Source organism: Borreliella bissettiae DN127 (assembly GCF_000222305.1).
GTDB lineage: Bacteria > Spirochaetota > Spirochaetia > Borreliales > Borreliaceae > Borreliella > Borreliella carolinensis.
In genome coordinates this window covers 688,442-706,841 of record NC_015921.1, presented here as the reverse complement: position 1 = coordinate 706,841, position 18,400 = coordinate 688,442, and the positions used below count along the sequence as shown (strand labels likewise).

Below are 18,400 nucleotides of genomic sequence, written 5' to 3'. Positions count from 1 at the left end.
GAAATTCACTCCTTAGTATCTTTTTGTAAATCAAAAAGCTTAAAAACATCAATTATCAATACAACCTTACCATTGCCAAGCGTAGTAGCCCCAACTATACCCGCGCTTGATGAAAATTTATCTTTAATAGGCTTTACTACAAAATCTTCCTCGCCAAGAATAGAGTCTACAACAATTGCCGTTTTCATGTTACTAGTATTAACAACTATTAAAAATTTTTCTATTAATGAATCATCTCTTGTTATGCTAAAAAGTTTATCAAGTCTAAGCACAGAAACGACTTCATCTCTTAAATTATAAACTTCATGATAATTTTCAAGCAATTTTATATCATGCTCGGTTATTCTATGAGTTTCAAGAACATTATTCAAAGGAATAACATAAGTCTCAGACCCCGACTTTACTAAAAGGCCTTGTATAATCACTAACGTCAATGGTAGTTTAATTTTAAAAATTGTTCCAAGGCCAATTTCTGATTCCACCAAAATGGTTCCATTAAGCTTTTCAATGCTTTTTTTCACAACATCAAGACCAACTCCTCTACCTGAAAGATCTGTTACTTGAACTGCTGTTGAAAAACCGGGAGCAAAAATTAAGTTAATAAGTTCAAAATCAGAGTAAATTGCATCTTCTTTTATTGTTCCCTTTTCAATTAATTTTCGCCTAATAACCTTTGGATCTATACCAATCCCATCATCTTCAATCTCAATTGATATTACATTACCCTCATTCTTGGCGCGCAAAATTATAGTACCTTCTTTGCTCTTTCCCCTTTTAACTCTCTCTTCAACTGTCTCAAGGCCATGATCCATTGAATTTCTAACACAATGCATCAAAGGATCTACAAGGTCATCTATAACAGACTTATCAAGCTCAGTTTCTTCTCCTTCCATTTTAAGATTTACAATCTTATTTAATTTCTTTGAAAGATCTCTGACAACTCTTGTAAACCTTGAAAAAATATTGGATATTGGCAACATTCTGGTTTTTAAAACACTCTCATGCAAATCCGTAATTATTCTTGACAGTCGCCCAGAAGTCATTTTAAAATTTTGAAGAAGCCTGAAAAAAGAATTTCTCAATTCAGATATATCATTAAGGGTCTTTTCCATTTTAAGATTCATCAAAGAATTAATATGTGACTCAACCTCATCTTCTAATGTTAAGCCAGCATCTTTGAAAACTATCTTTAAGTCAATTAAAAAGTTTCTCTGAAAACTTTCTTGATAATCATAAAAATAATTAAAATTATAAAATAATGTAATCATTTCTGAATTTATTTGATTATAAGATGACTTACTTATTACAGCCTCACTAACAAGATTTAATATGTAATCTATTTTTTTACTATCTATTCTAATTAAATTAACACTAATTGGACTATTTTTCTTAATACTTTTATTTTCTTTAAGAGGTGCGTCATCCTTATCTTTTAGGCTCACATTCCTTAAAGATTCTAAATTAACACTTTTGATTTCAAAATGACTAACAACATCTGGTAAATTAATTTTTTTAGCAATGCTGTCTGCACTGGTATTTGATATTAAGTAATATATTACAAAATCAAAAAACTTATCTGCCAATAATTCGCTAGAATCTGGGAGAGACTTGAAAACTTTTCCAAGACTTTTTAATGCTTGAAGCATTTGAAGCCCACTAATAGTAGACATAGGATTGTCTTTTACAAAATCTAGTCTAACTCTAAATAACTTTTGATTTTCAACCTCAAGCAATAAATCAGAAATCTCATCCTCTGTAAAATCAAAACCAGCATTTAAAACAAGATTGGGATCTAAATCAATATCTTTAATCTCTTTATCTGCAAGCTTTTTTAATTCTTCTTTTACGTTAAATTCATCAACCAAATAGCTTTCAATTAAATTTGAAGAATTTAAACTTTTTTTCACGCCATTTATATCTGAATATATCAGATAATAATCTACTCTTGTTAAAAATTCATTCTCTATGATTTGCTCATATTTAGGAATTGTATGAAGCACAGATCCTAAATTTTTCAAAATATTAAATATTTTTAGTCCACCATTTTCCGCACCAGAATCTTTATTTGCATTAAAAACAACGCTGATCCTTAAAACCTTTTGCCCAACTCCTAGCCCTTCTCTTATCTCCTCGAGATCTGACTTTGAAAGACAAAAATTGTTTTTAGTTGGATTTTCGTCAAATCTATTAATACGAGTCTGATCATCAACTACTAAAAATTGCTTTAATTTACTCTTAAGATCACTTATATCATTCAAATACACCTTGCCGTCAAGACGAAGCGCAAGCATTTCCTTAATAACATCTAATGAGCTTAAAAGCAGATCAACAAGATCATTGTTTATATTTGCCCTACCGTCTCTAATGACGTCAAAAACATCTTCAACAATATGGGTAAAATCAGATAGCTCCATCATGTCAAGAGAAGCAGAGCTTCCTTTTAAAGTATGAGCTGCTCTGAATATTTCATCAATAGTATCAGAATTATTAGGATCATCCTCTAGCGACATAATATTCTCTTCAAGGATATCTACAAGATTTTGAGCCTCTTCAAAAAAAACACCTAAAAGCTCTTCATTTTCCAAATCTAATATTTCCATACTATTTCCTATTATTTTATATATGTAAAGCTAACCTTTTAGGCAGCTTTACATATTAACATATTAATTTAAACCTAATTTTTTGGAGATGATTCCTCAGGCTTCTCGCTCTCAACCTTTTCTATAAAGTTTTGGAAAGAGCCTTCGGGCATAGAAATTTTTTCTCTAAGCTTTAAAACTCTTTTAAAAGTTTCGTGTGCCTTTAATTTACGAAGAGATTCAGTTCCATTAGTCTCATAAACTTTAAATACAGACTCACTATCAATATCAGAATCTATTGAAACACTCAACTTATCATAAAGAACTCTTAAATCTTTAACATAAAAGATAAAATTTTGCTCTTTTGAACTATGCGATTTTGAAACTCTAAAAGCCTTAAATCTCATTTTACTTGAAGCAAGAGGATAATTTGGAACATCGTCTTTAATTATTCTAGATGATATATTAGGAATATAGTTGGGATTTGACCAAATTAAATCAGCCCACCCTTTAAACTTTAAAGTGCCCATAGAATAAGCATATTCCATACCATTCATATCTTCAAATAAAACTTCAAGATCTATCTCATATCCTAAGCTATAAACTGACACCTTAATCTCTTTCATGGTTTTAATATTATCAATAAGACCTTTACCTAAAAACTGATTTCCACTTTCTCCTGAATAAAAAGGAATTTTAAATGGTGGCATAATCATAGCAGATGATTGAGAATAGCTTGGAAATAAAACTCTTACTCCTAAAATAGTATCGCCTGCATACCTTTTTGACTCACTCTTAACAACAGCAGGCGCAACAACTGAATTTTTAACGTAGGCCTGCAACCTTGCAGAAGGAGTAAGTAAAACGCTCCAATTATTTATCCCAAGATCTACAACCATATCTTCCGGCTTAACAATACCAGAAGCACCCGAATATACATAATCAACATAATTTGTAAGATCAAGTCTAGTTGAACTTGGATCTCTTGCAAGCTCGGCAAAATCTAAAACCAATTCTCCGGGTTCTGACCTTTTAGAACCCTCTGTTAATCCATCAGTCTCTTGAGCAAAAAGAACGGTGGATAATAAAAAAAATAAAATACTTTTAAATTTCCTTTTCATTTAAACCAACTCCTTATATATAAATCTTTTATAAAATTTTCGTTTTTTAATTGTTATCATTAGTAAAATTAAATTTATTAACTTTGCTCCTTCAAGATACACCCTTCAATAAGAATAACAAGCTTTTTTATTTTGCCAGGATAGTTAAAGCGCATTGTTTTTATTAAAGACATAGCAAACAGATTAACCTTAACATCAAAAGATTCATAAGATTCATTATAATCACCACTATTAAAAGAACCATAAAATTCTCTTGAGAGATTTATATAATAAACTCCATTTTCTAAAAAAGAATATAAAAATCGTGCATCACTTAATAAAAATCCAAAAGAAAACCCCTCATTGCTTCCTAAAAGGAAATCTTTTACCAAAAGATCTAAATTATCTTTTAAATTTTTTTTATCTTTTAAATATCTTAAATTAGCAACAAATCCCTTGCTAGAATGAAAATAAAAAACCTTTTTTGAAAAAAGATTATCATAATTTAAAAAAACCATACAAATAGAAAACAAAAAGCTTGCTGCTAAAACTCCAAAAAGCACTTTAACCATATACTCTTTTTTCGAATTTAAAAATTCATAAATCACTGCATTATACTTAAAAAATATATCCGAAATATTATTTTTCATAAAAATTTATAAATTCCATTAAAGCTTTAAGTATTAGAATATTAAATTTGCTCATGTAATTATAATCCAAAATTAATTTAGCATCTAAAATGTTGGACAAAAACCCCATTTCAATCAACACAGCAGGCATACTACTGTTTTTTATTACAAACCATTGCTCTTCTCTGATTGGCCTAATATTGGTTTCGCTTAACTCATTTTTAAAAACTTTATACAAAATTTCAGCCAATCTTTTTGATTCATATTTATATTTAATATCTAGTATATCATTAAGCTCACTTAAGTATCTATTACCTTTAATATCATATCCTTTAAAATCTTTAATAACTTCTCTTTTTGAATTCTTAGGAAGATACCAAAACTCAACTCCCCTGGCCTCACTATTTGGAGCATCATTAGCATGCATGGATAAAAATATAACATTATTTGGAAAATTTGGCTTTATTGCATTTGCAAATTCCGACCGTTCTTTCAAAGTTAAATAAATGTCATTTACACGAGTTAATAAAATATTTTTATTTACAAAATAATTACTTAAAATTTTAGACAAATATATAGAATAGGTTAATGTAAAATCTTTTTCCTTAAGCACAACATCATAGCCATTTATCTTTAAAGTTACAATAGCACCAGTATCACGTCCACCATGTCCAGGATCAATGATTATCGAAGTAATTCTGGGTTTATTATAACCTTTAAGAGAACTGAAATAATTTTCAATTTGCTTTAACACCTTTTGACTTATTAAAATTTCTCCACGAGTGTCAACAATTGGATCTACAAACATATAATAACCAGAAGATGTAAGCGCATATTCAAAACCTACCCTAAACTTTAAATATCCTTTGTCATTTTCAATTGTAAAAACATCATTTTCAATGTTAAAATCGAACTTAAAAGCATTAGTATCAAAAAAATCAAGAACATTTAAATAATCGGGGGTCTTAGAATACAAGCTTAAATATGGAAACAAAATCAAATCAATCAATAATATCATTTTCCCAAAGCTCAATGGCACTCTTTAAGTCTCCTTTAAATCTTAAGCTATTTTTAGCAATCTCGCCTTTTATCTCTTTAAACTCTTTTTGGAAGAAAAAGGGATTAATTTTGTATTTTAAACAAATTTTACAAAACCTTAAAAAAGAAAAAACAACGCCATTTCCAACAAAAATTGGGACATAATTCTTAAGTAAAAAAATTAAAAAACTTTTGCTTTTGGTCAAATTTTCTGGTGAATTTAATGCAGTATACTGAATTCTCAGCTTCCTATAAATATAAACATGTTCGCCAAAATAAACAGCTCTTAGTCCAAAATCTATTCTTTGAAAATATTCATTTTGAATCCTTCCGTCAAAACCTCCAAGCTGTAAAAATTTCTCTTTAGAATAAAGTCCACAATAATCCATGGTAATCAAAGTTTTTTCATAGTCTTTCTCAGAATTTACTAAAATTACCTTAAACTTTTGCTTTTTATCTATGCTTGGAAGAAAAATTGAAGGAATCATTTCCTCTTCTTTATCAAAAAACTCCCCCCCAACAAGAAGAACATTTTTTTTAACTATTTCATCGAATATATTTGGAATCCAAAAAGGATTTAATAAGTACATATCACTCTGCAAAACAAAAACAAAATCACAGCTGGATTCTTTCATTGCTAAATTAACCTTTTCTCCTGAATTTAAATCATCAGAAAGTAAAATAAATTTTAACTTATCGTAACTTTCTGAGATGAACTGCAAAGAACTTCTATTGCTCTGTTTTTCAATTGAAATTATTTCTCTTATAAAATCAAAATTTGATAAAAATTCAAACAAATCTTCTCTAAAAATTTTTGTTCCTCTGCTTAATATTACAAAAGAAATTCCAAAAGAAGATTTTTGTGAATAATTATTTTTAGATTGAATAACAGTATATGAATAGCCGCTACCTGGAAGACGCATAAATTACTTTTAAAATCCTTACAATTAAATTATAATAATCATATGTCAAATAATACAATGTTAATTGCAAGAATAATGAATATTAATACATTATTCTACAGCATGATTATTATCATTTTTGCACTCATTTCTTGCAACCATAAGAATATACATTACGACAAGAGAATTAAAAAATTTTTAGATAAAAACAAAATTGAATATAAAATAGATTCAGAAAATGACTTTATAGCATTTAAAGATATAAACAATAATGAAAGAGAAGAGGTAATCATCAGGTCAAGACTAAACTCATATAAAAATTCAAAGATAAGAGAAATATTTGGAATTGTCAAAGTATTTGATATAAACACACAAAAAATAAAAGAAATATCCGACTCCCTTATGAGCGATAGCTATAATAACAGAGTATTTGGATCGTGGGAGATTATTCATAATACAGAAAAAGGAATCAACTCTTTAACATATATTGTAAAAGCAGAAGAATTTGCAAGCGATACATTTTTGCTTGATGTAATTGACGAGATTGCCTCAACAATAAATATTTTTAAAAAAATAATAACAACAAACAACGAAAACATTGACAATAATGAAGCAAATAACAATGCAAATGAATCAAATAAACAGTCTACCTTAAAGCAAGAAGAAACAAATTCAATAAAAGAATCTGATAAAAATGAACTTAAAGAAGATCAAATCGAAGAAGAACTTCAAGAAATCAAAGCCCAATAATTTCAAAATCATTCTACTAATAAAGAATTAATATCAAAGCAAAAATGCACCTTGTCACCTATTTTTATTTTAAATTTAGAAAATGAGCCTCTTGGAAGCTCAAGAGCATACTTTACCTTATAAAGAGAATTAACATTTGCCCTAGAGTACGGCTCTAAATCATAAATCTCTTTAATAATTCCATTTGAATCAATATAAGCTATTTCAAGCGACAAAGGTGTATTTTCCATCCAAAAAGATAAATTTTGCTCTTTTTTAAAAACAAAAAGCATTCCATTACCATATTCAACTTTTTGAGTACCCATATAACCTTTTGCCCTATCAAGCTCATTAGATGCTATTTTTAAAAAAAACTTAACCCCATTTATCACAACTTCTTTATCATAAAAATGATCAGTAAAAGATAAAAAAGACATCAATAAAACTAAAAATAAAAATCGTTTTAAAATTTTTTTCAATTATAAGCCTTATTAAAAATCATTTATTATAATTTGAAATATAAGATTTTAAAGTCATTCTTAAAATATTTTTATTTAAAACAATAATATAATCACCAAGATCCCATAAATAATTCAAAGGCGTTACCAGTGTAGCCTCGCCAAACTTTTTCTTTACTTCAATAAAAATTGAATACTGAGATATTAATTTTTTATCAAAAACAAAAGTGTACGAAAACATTTTATTTTTGTCAAAATTAAAAACAGCATATTTTAAATGGGTTTTAGCAATAAATTGTAAAGTCTGCTTCTTAGCGTAAGGAAATTCAACCTCTTCAATATCATAATAAAAAATAGTACTTTTAAGAATATTCTCTTTAACAGACTCCATGCTAGAACCCATAACAAAAGATGTGAAAATAGAAAATAAATAAAAAACTGTAATACCCATACAAAGCCTTTAGCCATAAACAATATAAAGAAAAAGTATAACAAATAAAAAACTTGAAAATAAATAAAGCAAAATATCAGCATTAATCCCAAAATAGAAAAGCTTTACTAAGACTTTAGAAGCTGCTCTATTGTTTACCATTTTTGCTCTTTCTTTTCTTTTAAAGGGTTTTTCTTTAAGCTCTTGAAAAGGACTGTAGTGACAATTAGGACAACCTTCTCCAAAAGCAGAAACTGGACCTACGTGCCTACAATTTGGACATTCGATATCACCAAGCTTAGCAGCACAGTTAGGACAAACAGATCGATTAAGTCCAACTTTTTCACCACATTGCTCGCAAAAAACTTCAAAATTTACCTTTGCCAAACGAAAATTCCTCAAAATTTTACTTAAAAATAAGTATTTAAAATACTATATAATTAATTATAATAAAAATTGTATGAATATTACATATTTAAGGGATGCTAAAACATGAAATCGGGATTTGCAGCAATACTTGGTAGACCATCAACTGGAAAATCTACCCTTTTAAATTCAATATGCGGACATAAAATATCAATAATATCCCCTATTCCGCAAACAACTAGAAATAAAATAAAAGGAATCTTTACGGACGACAGAGGACAAATTATTTTTATAGACACACCAGGATTTCATCTGAGCAAAAAAAAGTTTAATATTGCAATGATGAAAAACATACACTCTTCAATAGGAGAAGCTGAACTTATTTTATACATAATAGATATTCAAGATAAACCTGGAGAGGAAGAGAACAAAATGTTAGAAATAATAAAAAACTCTAAAATTAAATTTTTAGTAATACTTAATAAAATTGACCTTAAAAATACAAAAATAAACGAAATAACACAATTTCTAAAAGAAAAAGAAATAGAAGCTAGCAATATAATTAAAATATCTGCTGAAAAAAAAATTAACACAGAAGAGCTAAAAAATAAAATTTATGAAAATTTTTCAGAAGGCCCGCTTTATTATCCACAAGAATACTACACCGATCAAGAAATAAATTTTAGAATTAGCGAAATAATAAGGGAAAAAGCTATTGAAAACCTAAAAGAAGAACTTCCCTATTCTTTGTATGTAGATATTGATACCTTAGAAAATAAAAAAAGAGGTCTTTTTATCAGGGCAAATATTTTTGTAGCAAATGAAAGTCAAAAAGGAATAATTGTAGGGAAAAACGGAAAAGAAATAAAATCAATAGGAGAAAGAGCAAGAAAAACAATTGCAAAAATTTTTGAAACAAAATGCAACCTATTCCTCCAGGTAAAACTTAAAAAAAATTGGAACAAAGAAGACAAGCTAATAAAAAGACTTATAAACTAACATTCAACTACAATTTTCTAAATTCTTGAAACTTGAAAAACAAAATGTTAAAATTTACCTAAATTTAAATTAGGAATAAAATGTGAAAACAGCGCACTGGGCGGATTTTTACGCAGAAAAAATAAAAAAAGAAAAAGGTCCAAAAACCTTGTACACAGTAGCATCAGGAATTACTCCGTCTGGAACTGTGCACATTGGCAATTTTAGAGAAGTTATCTCGGTAGACCTTGTGGCAAGAGCTCTGAGGGACTCTGGATCAAAAGTAAGATTTATTTATTCTTGGGATAATTACGACGTATTTCGGAAAGTTCCTAAAAATATGCCAGAACAGGAACTTCTTACAACTTATTTAAGACAAGCAATAACAAGAGTCCCTGACACAAGAAGTCACAAAACAAGTTATGCAAGAGCTAATGAAATTGAATTTGAAAAATATCTGCCTATAGTGGGGATCAATCCTGAATTCATTGACCAAAGTAAACAATATACCAACAACGCTTATGCAAGCCAAATAAAATTTGCACTTGATCATAAAAAAGAACTCTCTGAAGCATTAAACGAATACAGAACTTCAAAGCTTGAAGCAAATTGGTATCCAATTAGTATATTTTGCACAAAATGCAATAAGGACACAACAACTGTAAATAATTATGACAACCATTACTCTGTTGAGTACTCATGTGAATGTGGAAATCAAGAATCTCTAGATATAAGAACCACATGGGCCATTAAACTTCCTTGGAGAATAGATTGGCCTATGAGATGGAAATATGAAAAAGTTGACTTTGAACCTGCAGGAAAAGACCACCACAGCAGCGGCGGCAGTTTTGATACATCTAAAAATATTGTAAAAATTTTTCAAGGTAGCCCTCCTGTAACATTTCAATATGACTTTATTTCAATAAAAGGACGTGGGGGAAAAATATCCTCCTCATCAGGAGATGTTATATCGCTTAAAGATGTTCTTGAGGTCTACACACCCGAAGTCACTAGATTTTTATTTGCAGCAACAAAACCAAATACTGAATTTTCGATCTCATTTGATCTTGACGTAATTAAAATATACGAAGATTACGACAAGTTTGAGAGAATCTACTACGGAGTAGAAGATATAAAAGAAGAAAAAAAAAGAGCATTTAAAAGAATTTACGAACTATCTCAACCATACATGCCAAGCAAAAGAATCCCTTATCAAATCGGATTTAGACATTTAAGCGTAATCTGTCAAATATTTGAAAATAATATAAATAAAATTCTAAATTACTTGAAAAACGTTCAAGAAGACCAAAAAGACAAACTAATAAATAAAATAAACTGCGCAATTAATTGGATAAGAGATTTTGCACCCGAAGATTTCAAATTTTCATTAAGATCTAAATTTGATAATATAGAAATACTAGAAGAAAATAGCAAAAAAGCAATTAATGAACTTTTGGATTTTTTAAAGAAAAATTTTGAAGTTGCTACAGAACAAGACATTCAAAACGAAATATATAAAATTTCAAGAGAAAATAACATAGAACCCGCTTTGTTTTTTAAACAAATTTATAAAATTTTAATCGACAAAGAAAAAGGGCCCAAATTAGCTGGATTTATCAAAATAATTGGCATTGATCGCTTTGAAAAGATTATAAGTAAATATATTTAAGCCTTAAAATTAATAAAAAAATAAGTCATAGTTATATGACTTATTAAGACTTTAATGCAAATAATCCGTTATTTCAACTTTCCTTGACTAGCAACAGATTCCATTGCCTTTTTAATTTTGCTTTCATCACCTAAATAGTAATGTTTAATGGGGTTTAAATCTTTATCTAATTCATAAACCAAGGGAATGCCTGTGGGAATGTTAAGCTTTAAAACATCTTCTTCACTTAAATTATCAAGATATTTAACAAGCGCTCTTAAAGAATTACCGTGAGCAGCAATAATAACTTTTTTACCTTCAAGAACTTCTTTTGCAATCTCATCAGTCCAATAAGGAATAACTCTTGCAACAGTATCTTTAAGACACTCTGTTGAAGGAAGTTCCCTTTTAGGAATATGTTTATATCTTGGATCTTTTATGGGGTGACGATCATCAGACTCATCCAAAGACATTGGGGGAACATCATAACTGCGTCTCCAAATTAAAACTTTATCTTCCCCATATTTTGCAGCTGTTTCTGACTTATTTAAACCTTGCAAAGCCCCATAATGCCTTTCATTTAATCTCCAGGTTTTTTTTACACTAATATAAGATTGACCTAGCTCTCGCAAAATAATATTTAAAGTGTCATTAGCCCTTGACAACGAAGAACTAAAAGCAATATCAAAAGAATAACCTTCTTGCTTGAGAAGTAAACCTGCCTCTACAGCCTCATCGATACCTTTATCAGAAAGTTTAACATCTGTCCAACCAGTAAAAAGATTTTCTCTATTCCACTCACTCTCTCCGTGTCTTACTAAAACTAATTTATACATAAAATCTCCTAGTATATTATATTATTTTATTTACTAATACTAATAATTATAAATTAGCACAAAATCTAGTCAAGATTTCAACCTTAATTAAATAATGATATAATTTAAAATACATTAAACTTTAAGTTTATCAAGCAGGGAAAAGAATTTATGGAAAATCAAAAAATTTTAGTAGCAAAATATGCGGTTGATCACTACATCAAAAGCAATATGAATCTTGGAATTGGAACAGGCACAACTATTTATCATGCAATAAAATATTTAAGCGAAAAGATAAAATCAGGTAACTTAAAAAATTTAAAATTCTATACAACAAGCAATGATACAAAATATTTACTCTCAAAAGAACAAATTCCTTATGAATCAAATTTTTCAAAACTTAACAAAAATCTAGACATTGCAATTGATGGCGCTGATGAGATTTTATTAGAAAAAAAAAGCTTAATAAAAGGAATGGGTGGCGCACATCTAATGGAGAAAGTAATAGCTTACAATTCAGAAACATTGCTAATAGTAGCAGATGAAACAAAAATTGTAAAAAAATTAGGAACCAAAATGCCTATTCCAATAGAAGTTGCCCAAAATGCTGTTGGATTTATTATGACTAGACTTGAAGAAATGAATTTAGAACTAACCTTAAGAATTTGTAAAGAAAAAAAAGGACCCACTATAACTGATAACAATAATTATATCTTAGATGTAAAAATGAATGTGGAAAATCCTGAAGGAACAGAAAAATACTTCAAACTATTTCCAGGCATACTTGAGATTGGAATATTCAACCATAAAAACACAAAAATAGTTTATTACCAAGACAAACAAATCAAGGAAGCCTAAACTTAACTTTAAAAAAGTTATCATTAAAATAGTTTATAATCTTTACTAAATAAAAATCTAACTTAAACCTTTCACGCCCTTTTAATAGCATAATATTATTATCAAAAATAAATTTTCTACTTAAAATTGAGCAGTAATTAATAAACTTAAAAAATTGTTCTTCATCATATTCAAATCTAAGCCTAAGATCCCTCAAGCTGACCCCCTGAATACTTCCAAGCCCTTGAATAAAATGATAAATAAAAAACTGTAAATCATCTAACAATTCAAACGTTACTAAGTGATTATTTACTTTAACAAAACCCCCGTCTTTTCTAATCAAAGCTCTTACATTATTACTCTTATCATTACAAAAAAGCAGGCTTACAGCATGCACCCCTAATCCTAAATACGGTTTTAACTTCCAATTTAGCTTATTGTGCTTGCTCTCATGACCCTTTAATGCAAAATTAGTAATTTCATAATTAATATAACCACTAGATTCTAAGCAATCTAGGGCATAAAACCACAACCTTTCCGAATCAATCCTGTTATCAAAATCTCTCAAAACAAAGTCTTCCTCTTCACATATAAAATCGTTAAAACAAATATGCTCAGGCATATATAAAAGCAATTCTTTCAAATCTCGCTTGAGATGAGATTTTTTTTGCAAAGGCATATTGATAGTCATATCAACATTTAAATCAAAAGGAAACTTTCTAATATTGTTAATCAAAATATTTAATTTTTCATAAGAAATCTCGGGCATCCCCAAAATCTTTCTAAACTCTAAAGAAAAACTTTGAACATTAAGACTAATTCTGGTAATACAAAATTCATCCAAAAGTTTGAATTTTTCAAAATCAACATAGCCTGGAATAATTTCTAAAGTAAACTCTTCTAATAAGGCTAAATTAATATATTTGGACAAGGAAGTAAAAATGCATTTTAAATTATCTTGACTACATAAACAAAAATCTACATGCTTAATGTAAAGTGTTTTTATAATTGGATGACCTAACAAGGTTAAATGGCATTTTAATTCCTCTAAAATTCTATTAAAAATGCTAAAATCTTTACAACAAAATGACACATTAATATAAAGACTTAACTCGATAAGAGGTAAAAGATCTGCTCTCATAATTGGTCTTTTAAAAATTTGGGTTTAATTATAACATATATAAAGTGCAAATATTAAAATATATTTAAAAAATATAATAAATAAGGGAGATTTGAAGGAGATTTTTAATGACCAAAGACTACTACAATATACTTGGAATACAAAAAAATGCTAGTAATGAAGAAATAAAAAAAGCTTACAAAAAATTGGCAATAAAATATCACCCGGACAAAAACAAGGGAAACAAAATAGCTGAAGAAAAGTTTAAAGAAATAAACGAGGCTTATGAAATTTTATCTTCTCCTGATAAAAAAAGAAATTACGACTCTTTGGGTAGCACCAATTTTAATGGCAACAACGACCATTTTGAAAGAGAATTCAGCAGCACAAGATTTGGCAATTTTGAAGATTTAGATTTTTTTTCCAAAATCTTTGGAGGATCTTCAAGAAAAACAACAGATAGAGAAATAACTGTAAATATTTCACTTTATGATGCTTATATGGGAAGTAAAAAAATAATACTTATAAACAACAAAAAAATCGAAATAATAATCCCAAAAGGAACATTAGAAACAACTAAAATAAAAATAAATAACAAAGGCCCTATTAATCCCATTTCTGGAGCAAAAGGAAGCTTAATAGTCAAATTTAATATATCAAGTTATAAAAATTTTAAACTGAGTGGAAAAACCTTAGAAACAGCAATAGAGGTTTACCCATGGGAAATAGCCTTAGGTTGTGAAAAGCTATTTGAAACAATTGAGGGCAAAAAAATAAAACTTAAAATCCCTTCGGATGCAAAAAATGGAGAAATTCTGAACTTAAAAGAATTAGGAATGCCCATAATTGGAAGCAGCTCAAAAAGGGATCTTAAAGTGACTTTGATAGTAAAAATTCCAAAAATAATAAATAATGAAGTAAAAACTATTTACGAAAGATTAAAAGAAATATACAGCTAAAGTGTTTCTGAAAATAAATGACCAAAATTTTTTAAATTTGCCTCCCAACCCGACCGATATTCATTAAATTTATTTATTTTAGATTCATATTCTTTGATTCCATCCTCAATATTATCAAAATTCTTAGCAATATCCACTGAAAACTGAAAAACATCCCCTTGTCTGGGAGCAAGAGTAAAAAAGGCAAATTTCCAATTTCCAGAATTTATAGTAGATACAATCCTTTTTTGGAAAACATAATCGGAGATTAAAACAAATTTTTGAAACTCTTTTCTTCGCAAATAAATAAGCTCATTCCACTCATTAAAAATAGCATCTGGCAATTCATTTAAACCAATCTCAATTATATTATTAATAGACAAAAGAATTTGTAAAATTTCTATTAAATTCAAATAATAGCTATCAAAACATTGAATTGTAATTTCAAGCAAAGCAATTTTTATAAGCAGCTTAGAAATGTCAAGACTATGATCTTTCATAATTTTATCAATTCTCTCTTTTGTGTGATCTATAATGAATTTTTTATGAGTTTCTTTAATATTGCTGCTTTTTTTAATTTGCTCTACTTTTTCATAGTAATCATTAATTTCTTTATTAATTACATCTAAATTATTGCTATTAGCCTCATTGGAGAAAAAATCCAATGAATTACTAAGTCGACCTAAAAATTCTTCTTGAATAAAAAATGTGGCAATTCTTATGCAAGAAAATGGTGCTTTGCTCTTTTTTTCAAAATTTTCAATTTTTTGTTTAAGATCTACTCTAAAATTTAAATATTTAAGTTTGTCTAAAAATTTATTAAAACAGGAAACATCTTCTAACAATTCATCTTCATGAATGTCCAAAAATTGGGAATTAGGATGATATTTTCTTATCAAATTTTTAATAATAAGTAAAGTATCCAAAAAAATAGCTTTATTGGCATCCCAAGATTTATCGATACTGGGATTAAAATCCCTATAAATTTTATCCAAAAATACAAGTTTATCTTTTAGCAAATTAGCATCGTTAATAAGGCTTGACTGTTCTCGATAAGAATAATAATTTATTAAACTATACCTAAAAATACTAAAATTAAGATATTTTTGAAAATCAAAAAATCTATAAAATCCTAATGACCCAAAATCAAAAAACTTCATGCCGCAATATCATCTTATTTAAGTTCTACTTTATCTTTTTATACAGATTTAAAAGTATTGGAGACGCTATGAATACAGAAGAATAAGTTCCAACAATTACCCCTACCATAAATACCAAAGAAAAATCTTTTATAGACCCTTCAGTAAACACATAAATAGAAAATACTGCAACAAATGTTGTAACTGACGTCAAAATAGTTCTTGTCAAAGTTTGACTAATACTTATATTTAATACATTTAAAAATGTGTTGTCGGTTAATCGCTTAACATTGTCTCTAATTCTATCAAAAATAATTATTGTGTCGTTTAAAGAATATCCGATAATAGTTAGTATTGCCACAATAATATAGCTATTAATCTCTATTCTAAATACCCCCAAAAAAGCAACTATAAAAAATATATCATGAAATATTGAAAGTATGGAAGCAATGGCATAACTTAGTTTAAATCTTAAAGTTATATAAATCAAAATCAGAATAAATGTTCCTAATACCAAAAATATTGACCTAATTCTCAAAGTAGAAGAAAAACTTGAATCAATAAAATAAGAATCCAAAATTTCAATATTAGCATCAAATTTTTTTTTAAGTTCATTTAGTATTGTTTTTTGAACCTCTGTTTTAAAAGCATAATCAATAATATCTGACTTTACCATAATAGAGAATTCGCTTTTATTCCCATTTGGTGAAAAAACGCTATTGACATCTAAAGCCTTATAAATCGGAGAGAATATTTCTTTAATTTCATTTTCTTTAATATTTGATTTTTCTATTGAAAGATTAATATTAACTCTAGAAGAAAAATCTATTCCCCAATTGTATCCACCATGATAAAAAAAAGTATAAATAAGCCCAACCAAAATTAAAACAACACTGACAATTAAAACATTGCTCCCATATTTTGAAAAATTAATTACTCTTTGCATATTTTGAACTCCAAGATATACTTATAAATTTGCTTTTTCTAGCAGATATGATAAATTCCAAAATAAATCTTGAAAAAATCAAACTACTAAAAAGGGATGCCACAATTCCAACAGAAAGAGACCACGCAAAACCTTGAATAACCCCAGTCCCAAGAAGAGTTAAAAAAAGCACCGCAATAAATGTCGTTATATTTGCATCCATAATTGATAAAAATGCTTTTTTAAAGCCATCTTCAAAAGCATTTTCAAATTTTCTGCCTTCTCTAATTTCTTCTTTGATTCTCTCATAAATAACTATATTTATATCAACGGCCATACCCATTGTCAAAATAAGGCCCGCAATACTTGTTAAGGTTAAAGTAAAATTAAAGGCCGACAATATTGCTAAAATTAAAAATACATTATAAATAACAAGTGAAAATCCAGCTACAACGCCACTCAAACCATAATAAACACACATAAACAAAAAAACTAAACAAAGAGCAAGCGCAGAAGCTTTAATACCAAGATCAATAGTCCTAGCACCAAGAGTAGGCCCTATTATTCTCAAATCATCTATTTTAATATCAACTGGAAAAGCTGCGGTTTTAAACACTAAAGCAAGATCTAAGGCCTCTTTTTTATCAAAAGAATCACCTTGAATTGAAACATTGCCCCCAGTAATAGCATAGCCAATTCCTGCCACAGACTTAATTTTACCTTCCATAACAACAGCCAAAGACTTTCCAACATTTTTTTGAGTAAATTTAAAAAATTTTTCACTTCCATCAACATCAAGACTAAAAGCAACAGTATCTCGACCTGTTCTGGGATCATTAGAAACCCCAGCATCTTTAATGTGAGCACCATCAAATGAATTTTCAGGACTCGTATCAACTACATAATAACGAACTGATGACTCATCATCCACACCATAAGAATCTTTAACATACCAAGGAAAAATTTGTTTACTATCTGGAAGGTTCATGCTTGCCTGAATTTCGGGAATAGAAAAAAGAGAGCCCGCTTCTAATATCTTTCTATGCAAAAGAGATGTAGACTCACCATCAACCACATAAAAAGTCAAATTGCCTTTTCCGCTCAAAAGAGTGCCTACTCTACTCTCATCTTTTTCTCCAGGAATATCTAAGAAAATTTTATTTCCCCCAGCCTCTCTTACAATTTTAGGCTCTGTAAGTCCGAATCTATCTACTCGATCCTTAAGAATTTGCATTATTCGATAAATAGCATCCTCTCGCTCAGCAAAAGTCAAAGAACGACCTAATTTTTTCTCAACACTTGAATAATCAAGAGAAATAGTAACGCTCATCCCCCCAGACAAATCAAGTCCAAGATGTATTATTCTACTTTTGCCCTTCTTTATGTTCTCATAATATCTATAAATCTCTAAGCTTACTTCTCCCATATCAGAATCGGTCAAAAATCCTTCTCGCAAGGTTTTAGCAGTAAAAATATTAGGCGGAATTTTCATTGAAGACTTATAATTATTTTTTGCTATTGGAATTAAATAAGAAAGACTAGTTGGAATGCTGCTGTTGGGATCTTTGTTATACAGCTCCTTAAGCTTAACAAGATCATCCAAAGCTTTTTTCTTAGAATAATCCCTTAAAGCCTCTTGCGAATATGAGCTTATTTTTTTATCTTCAATGCTCATTAAAAAATACCACTTTAAAGTCGGAAATATTAAAAGACATGCAAAAAACGTTACCAACAATATCAATATAAGCTTAGATCCTTTTTTCATTATA

General features: G+C 28.5%; 18 protein-coding genes. 5 read left to right on the top strand and 13 right to left on the bottom strand.

Annotation, left to right across the window (positions count from 1 at the left end):
- Positions 1-5 precede the first annotated feature (5 nt).
- The 5 genes from BBIDN127_RS03345 to BBIDN127_RS03325 form a co-directional block, all read right to left on the bottom strand.
- Entirely contained in the window at positions 6-2,600 is a 2,595-nt protein-coding gene (locus BBIDN127_RS03345) for a chemotaxis protein CheA (RefSeq protein ID WP_014023884.1), read from the bottom strand.
- A gap of 74 nt (positions 2,601-2,674) precedes the next feature.
- Positions 2,675-3,700 carry a flagellar filament outer layer protein FlaA gene (gene flaA / locus BBIDN127_RS03340; protein ID WP_014023883.1) on the bottom strand — a complete coding sequence of 342 codons (1,026 nt, stop codon included), beginning with the start codon at positions 3,698-3,700 and terminating at the stop codon, positions 2,675-2,677.
- Between the two features lie 77 nt (positions 3,701-3,777).
- Positions 3,778-4,329, bottom strand: coding sequence for a hypothetical protein (locus tag BBIDN127_RS03335; RefSeq protein WP_014023882.1), 552 nt, complete (start codon positions 4,327-4,329; stop codon positions 3,778-3,780).
- A complete protein-coding gene (locus BBIDN127_RS03330; RefSeq protein WP_014023881.1) occupies positions 4,319-5,317 on the bottom strand; it encodes an N-acetylmuramoyl-L-alanine amidase in 999 nt (332 codons plus the stop codon). The genes BBIDN127_RS03335 and BBIDN127_RS03330 overlap by 11 nt, the downstream gene beginning before the upstream one ends.
- The gene (locus BBIDN127_RS03325; RefSeq protein ID WP_014023880.1) at positions 5,310-6,269 is read right to left on the bottom strand and encodes a glycosyltransferase family protein; all 960 of its coding nucleotides are present in this window, start codon (positions 6,267-6,269) and stop codon (positions 5,310-5,312) included. The genes BBIDN127_RS03330 and BBIDN127_RS03325 overlap by 8 nt, the downstream gene beginning before the upstream one ends.
- 57 nt (positions 6,270-6,326) lie before the next feature.
- On the opposite strand from BBIDN127_RS03325, the gene BBIDN127_RS03320 reads away from it, so the two are divergent.
- Complete coding sequence (locus tag BBIDN127_RS03320; RefSeq protein WP_044054997.1) at positions 6,327-6,998, top strand: hypothetical protein; 672 nt, start codon at positions 6,327-6,329, stop codon at positions 6,996-6,998.
- A gap of 8 nt (positions 6,999-7,006) precedes the next feature.
- On the opposite strand, the gene BBIDN127_RS03315 is transcribed toward BBIDN127_RS03320, so the two are convergent.
- The 3 genes from BBIDN127_RS03315 to BBIDN127_RS03305 are packed head-to-tail and all read right to left on the bottom strand — an operon-like array spanning position 7,007 to position 8,252.
- Complete coding sequence (locus BBIDN127_RS03315; RefSeq protein ID WP_014023878.1) at positions 7,007-7,456, bottom strand: DUF192 domain-containing protein; 450 nt, start codon at positions 7,454-7,456, stop codon at positions 7,007-7,009.
- 19 nt (positions 7,457-7,475) lie between these two features.
- On the bottom strand, positions 7,476-7,886 hold the full coding sequence (locus BBIDN127_RS03310; protein ID WP_014023877.1) for a hypothetical protein: 411 nt from the start codon (positions 7,884-7,886) through the stop codon (positions 7,476-7,478).
- A gap of 9 nt (positions 7,887-7,895) precedes the next feature.
- Positions 7,896-8,252, bottom strand: a complete 357-nt coding sequence (locus BBIDN127_RS03305; RefSeq protein ID WP_014023876.1) for a hypothetical protein — start codon at positions 8,250-8,252, stop codon at positions 7,896-7,898.
- Between the two features lie 105 nt (positions 8,253-8,357).
- Between BBIDN127_RS03305 and era the strand changes: the two genes are divergently transcribed.
- Together era and lysS are read left to right on the top strand one after the other, a co-directional pair.
- The gene (gene era, locus BBIDN127_RS03300; protein ID WP_014023875.1) at positions 8,358-9,230 is read left to right on the top strand and encodes a GTPase Era; all 873 of its coding nucleotides are present in this window, start codon (positions 8,358-8,360) and stop codon (positions 9,228-9,230) included.
- A gap of 82 nt (positions 9,231-9,312) precedes the next feature.
- A complete protein-coding gene (lysS, locus tag BBIDN127_RS03295; protein WP_014023874.1) occupies positions 9,313-10,878 on the top strand; it encodes a lysine--tRNA ligase in 1,566 nt (521 codons plus the stop codon).
- A 68-nt stretch (positions 10,879-10,946) separates the two neighbouring features.
- Here lysS and gpmA read toward each other — a convergent pair whose 3' ends face one another.
- Entirely contained in the window at positions 10,947-11,693 is a 747-nt protein-coding gene (gene gpmA / locus BBIDN127_RS03290; RefSeq protein ID WP_014023873.1) for a 2,3-diphosphoglycerate-dependent phosphoglycerate mutase, read from the bottom strand.
- Between the two features lie 150 nt (positions 11,694-11,843).
- Between gpmA and rpiA the strand changes: the two genes are divergently transcribed.
- Positions 11,844-12,530 (top strand): ribose 5-phosphate isomerase A, encoded by a 687-nt coding sequence (gene rpiA, locus BBIDN127_RS03285; protein WP_014023872.1) that lies wholly within the window; start codon positions 11,844-11,846, stop codon positions 12,528-12,530.
- Here the strand turns inward: rpiA and psgB are convergent.
- Positions 12,517-13,650: a HemN-related non-iron pseudo-SAM protein PsgB gene (gene psgB / locus BBIDN127_RS03280; protein WP_044054973.1), complete on the bottom strand. Its 1,134-nt coding sequence runs from the start codon at positions 13,648-13,650 to the stop codon at positions 12,517-12,519. The genes rpiA and psgB overlap by 14 nt on opposite strands.
- Before the next feature lie 107 nt (positions 13,651-13,757).
- Between psgB and BBIDN127_RS03275 the strand changes: the two genes are divergently transcribed.
- Positions 13,758-14,588, top strand: a complete 831-nt coding sequence (locus BBIDN127_RS03275; RefSeq protein ID WP_014023870.1) for a DnaJ domain-containing protein — start codon at positions 13,758-13,760, stop codon at positions 14,586-14,588.
- On the opposite strand, the gene BBIDN127_RS03270 is transcribed toward BBIDN127_RS03275, so the two are convergent.
- From BBIDN127_RS03270 to secD, 3 genes are read right to left on the bottom strand one after another with little or no spacing between them, the layout of a single operon-like run.
- Positions 14,585-15,727 carry a hypothetical protein gene (locus BBIDN127_RS03270; RefSeq protein WP_014023869.1) on the bottom strand — a complete coding sequence of 381 codons (1,143 nt, stop codon included), beginning with the start codon at positions 15,725-15,727 and terminating at the stop codon, positions 14,585-14,587. The genes BBIDN127_RS03275 and BBIDN127_RS03270 overlap by 4 nt on opposite strands.
- Positions 15,728-15,752: 25 nt before the next feature.
- Positions 15,753-16,652, bottom strand: a complete 900-nt coding sequence (gene secF, locus BBIDN127_RS03265; protein WP_014023868.1) for a protein translocase subunit SecF — start codon at positions 16,650-16,652, stop codon at positions 15,753-15,755.
- On the bottom strand, positions 16,636-18,396 hold the full coding sequence (gene secD / locus BBIDN127_RS03260) for a protein translocase subunit SecD (RefSeq protein ID WP_014023867.1): 1,761 nt from the start codon (positions 18,394-18,396) through the stop codon (positions 16,636-16,638). The genes secF and secD overlap by 17 nt, the downstream gene beginning before the upstream one ends.
- Between the last annotated feature and the right edge of the window lie 4 nt (positions 18,397-18,400).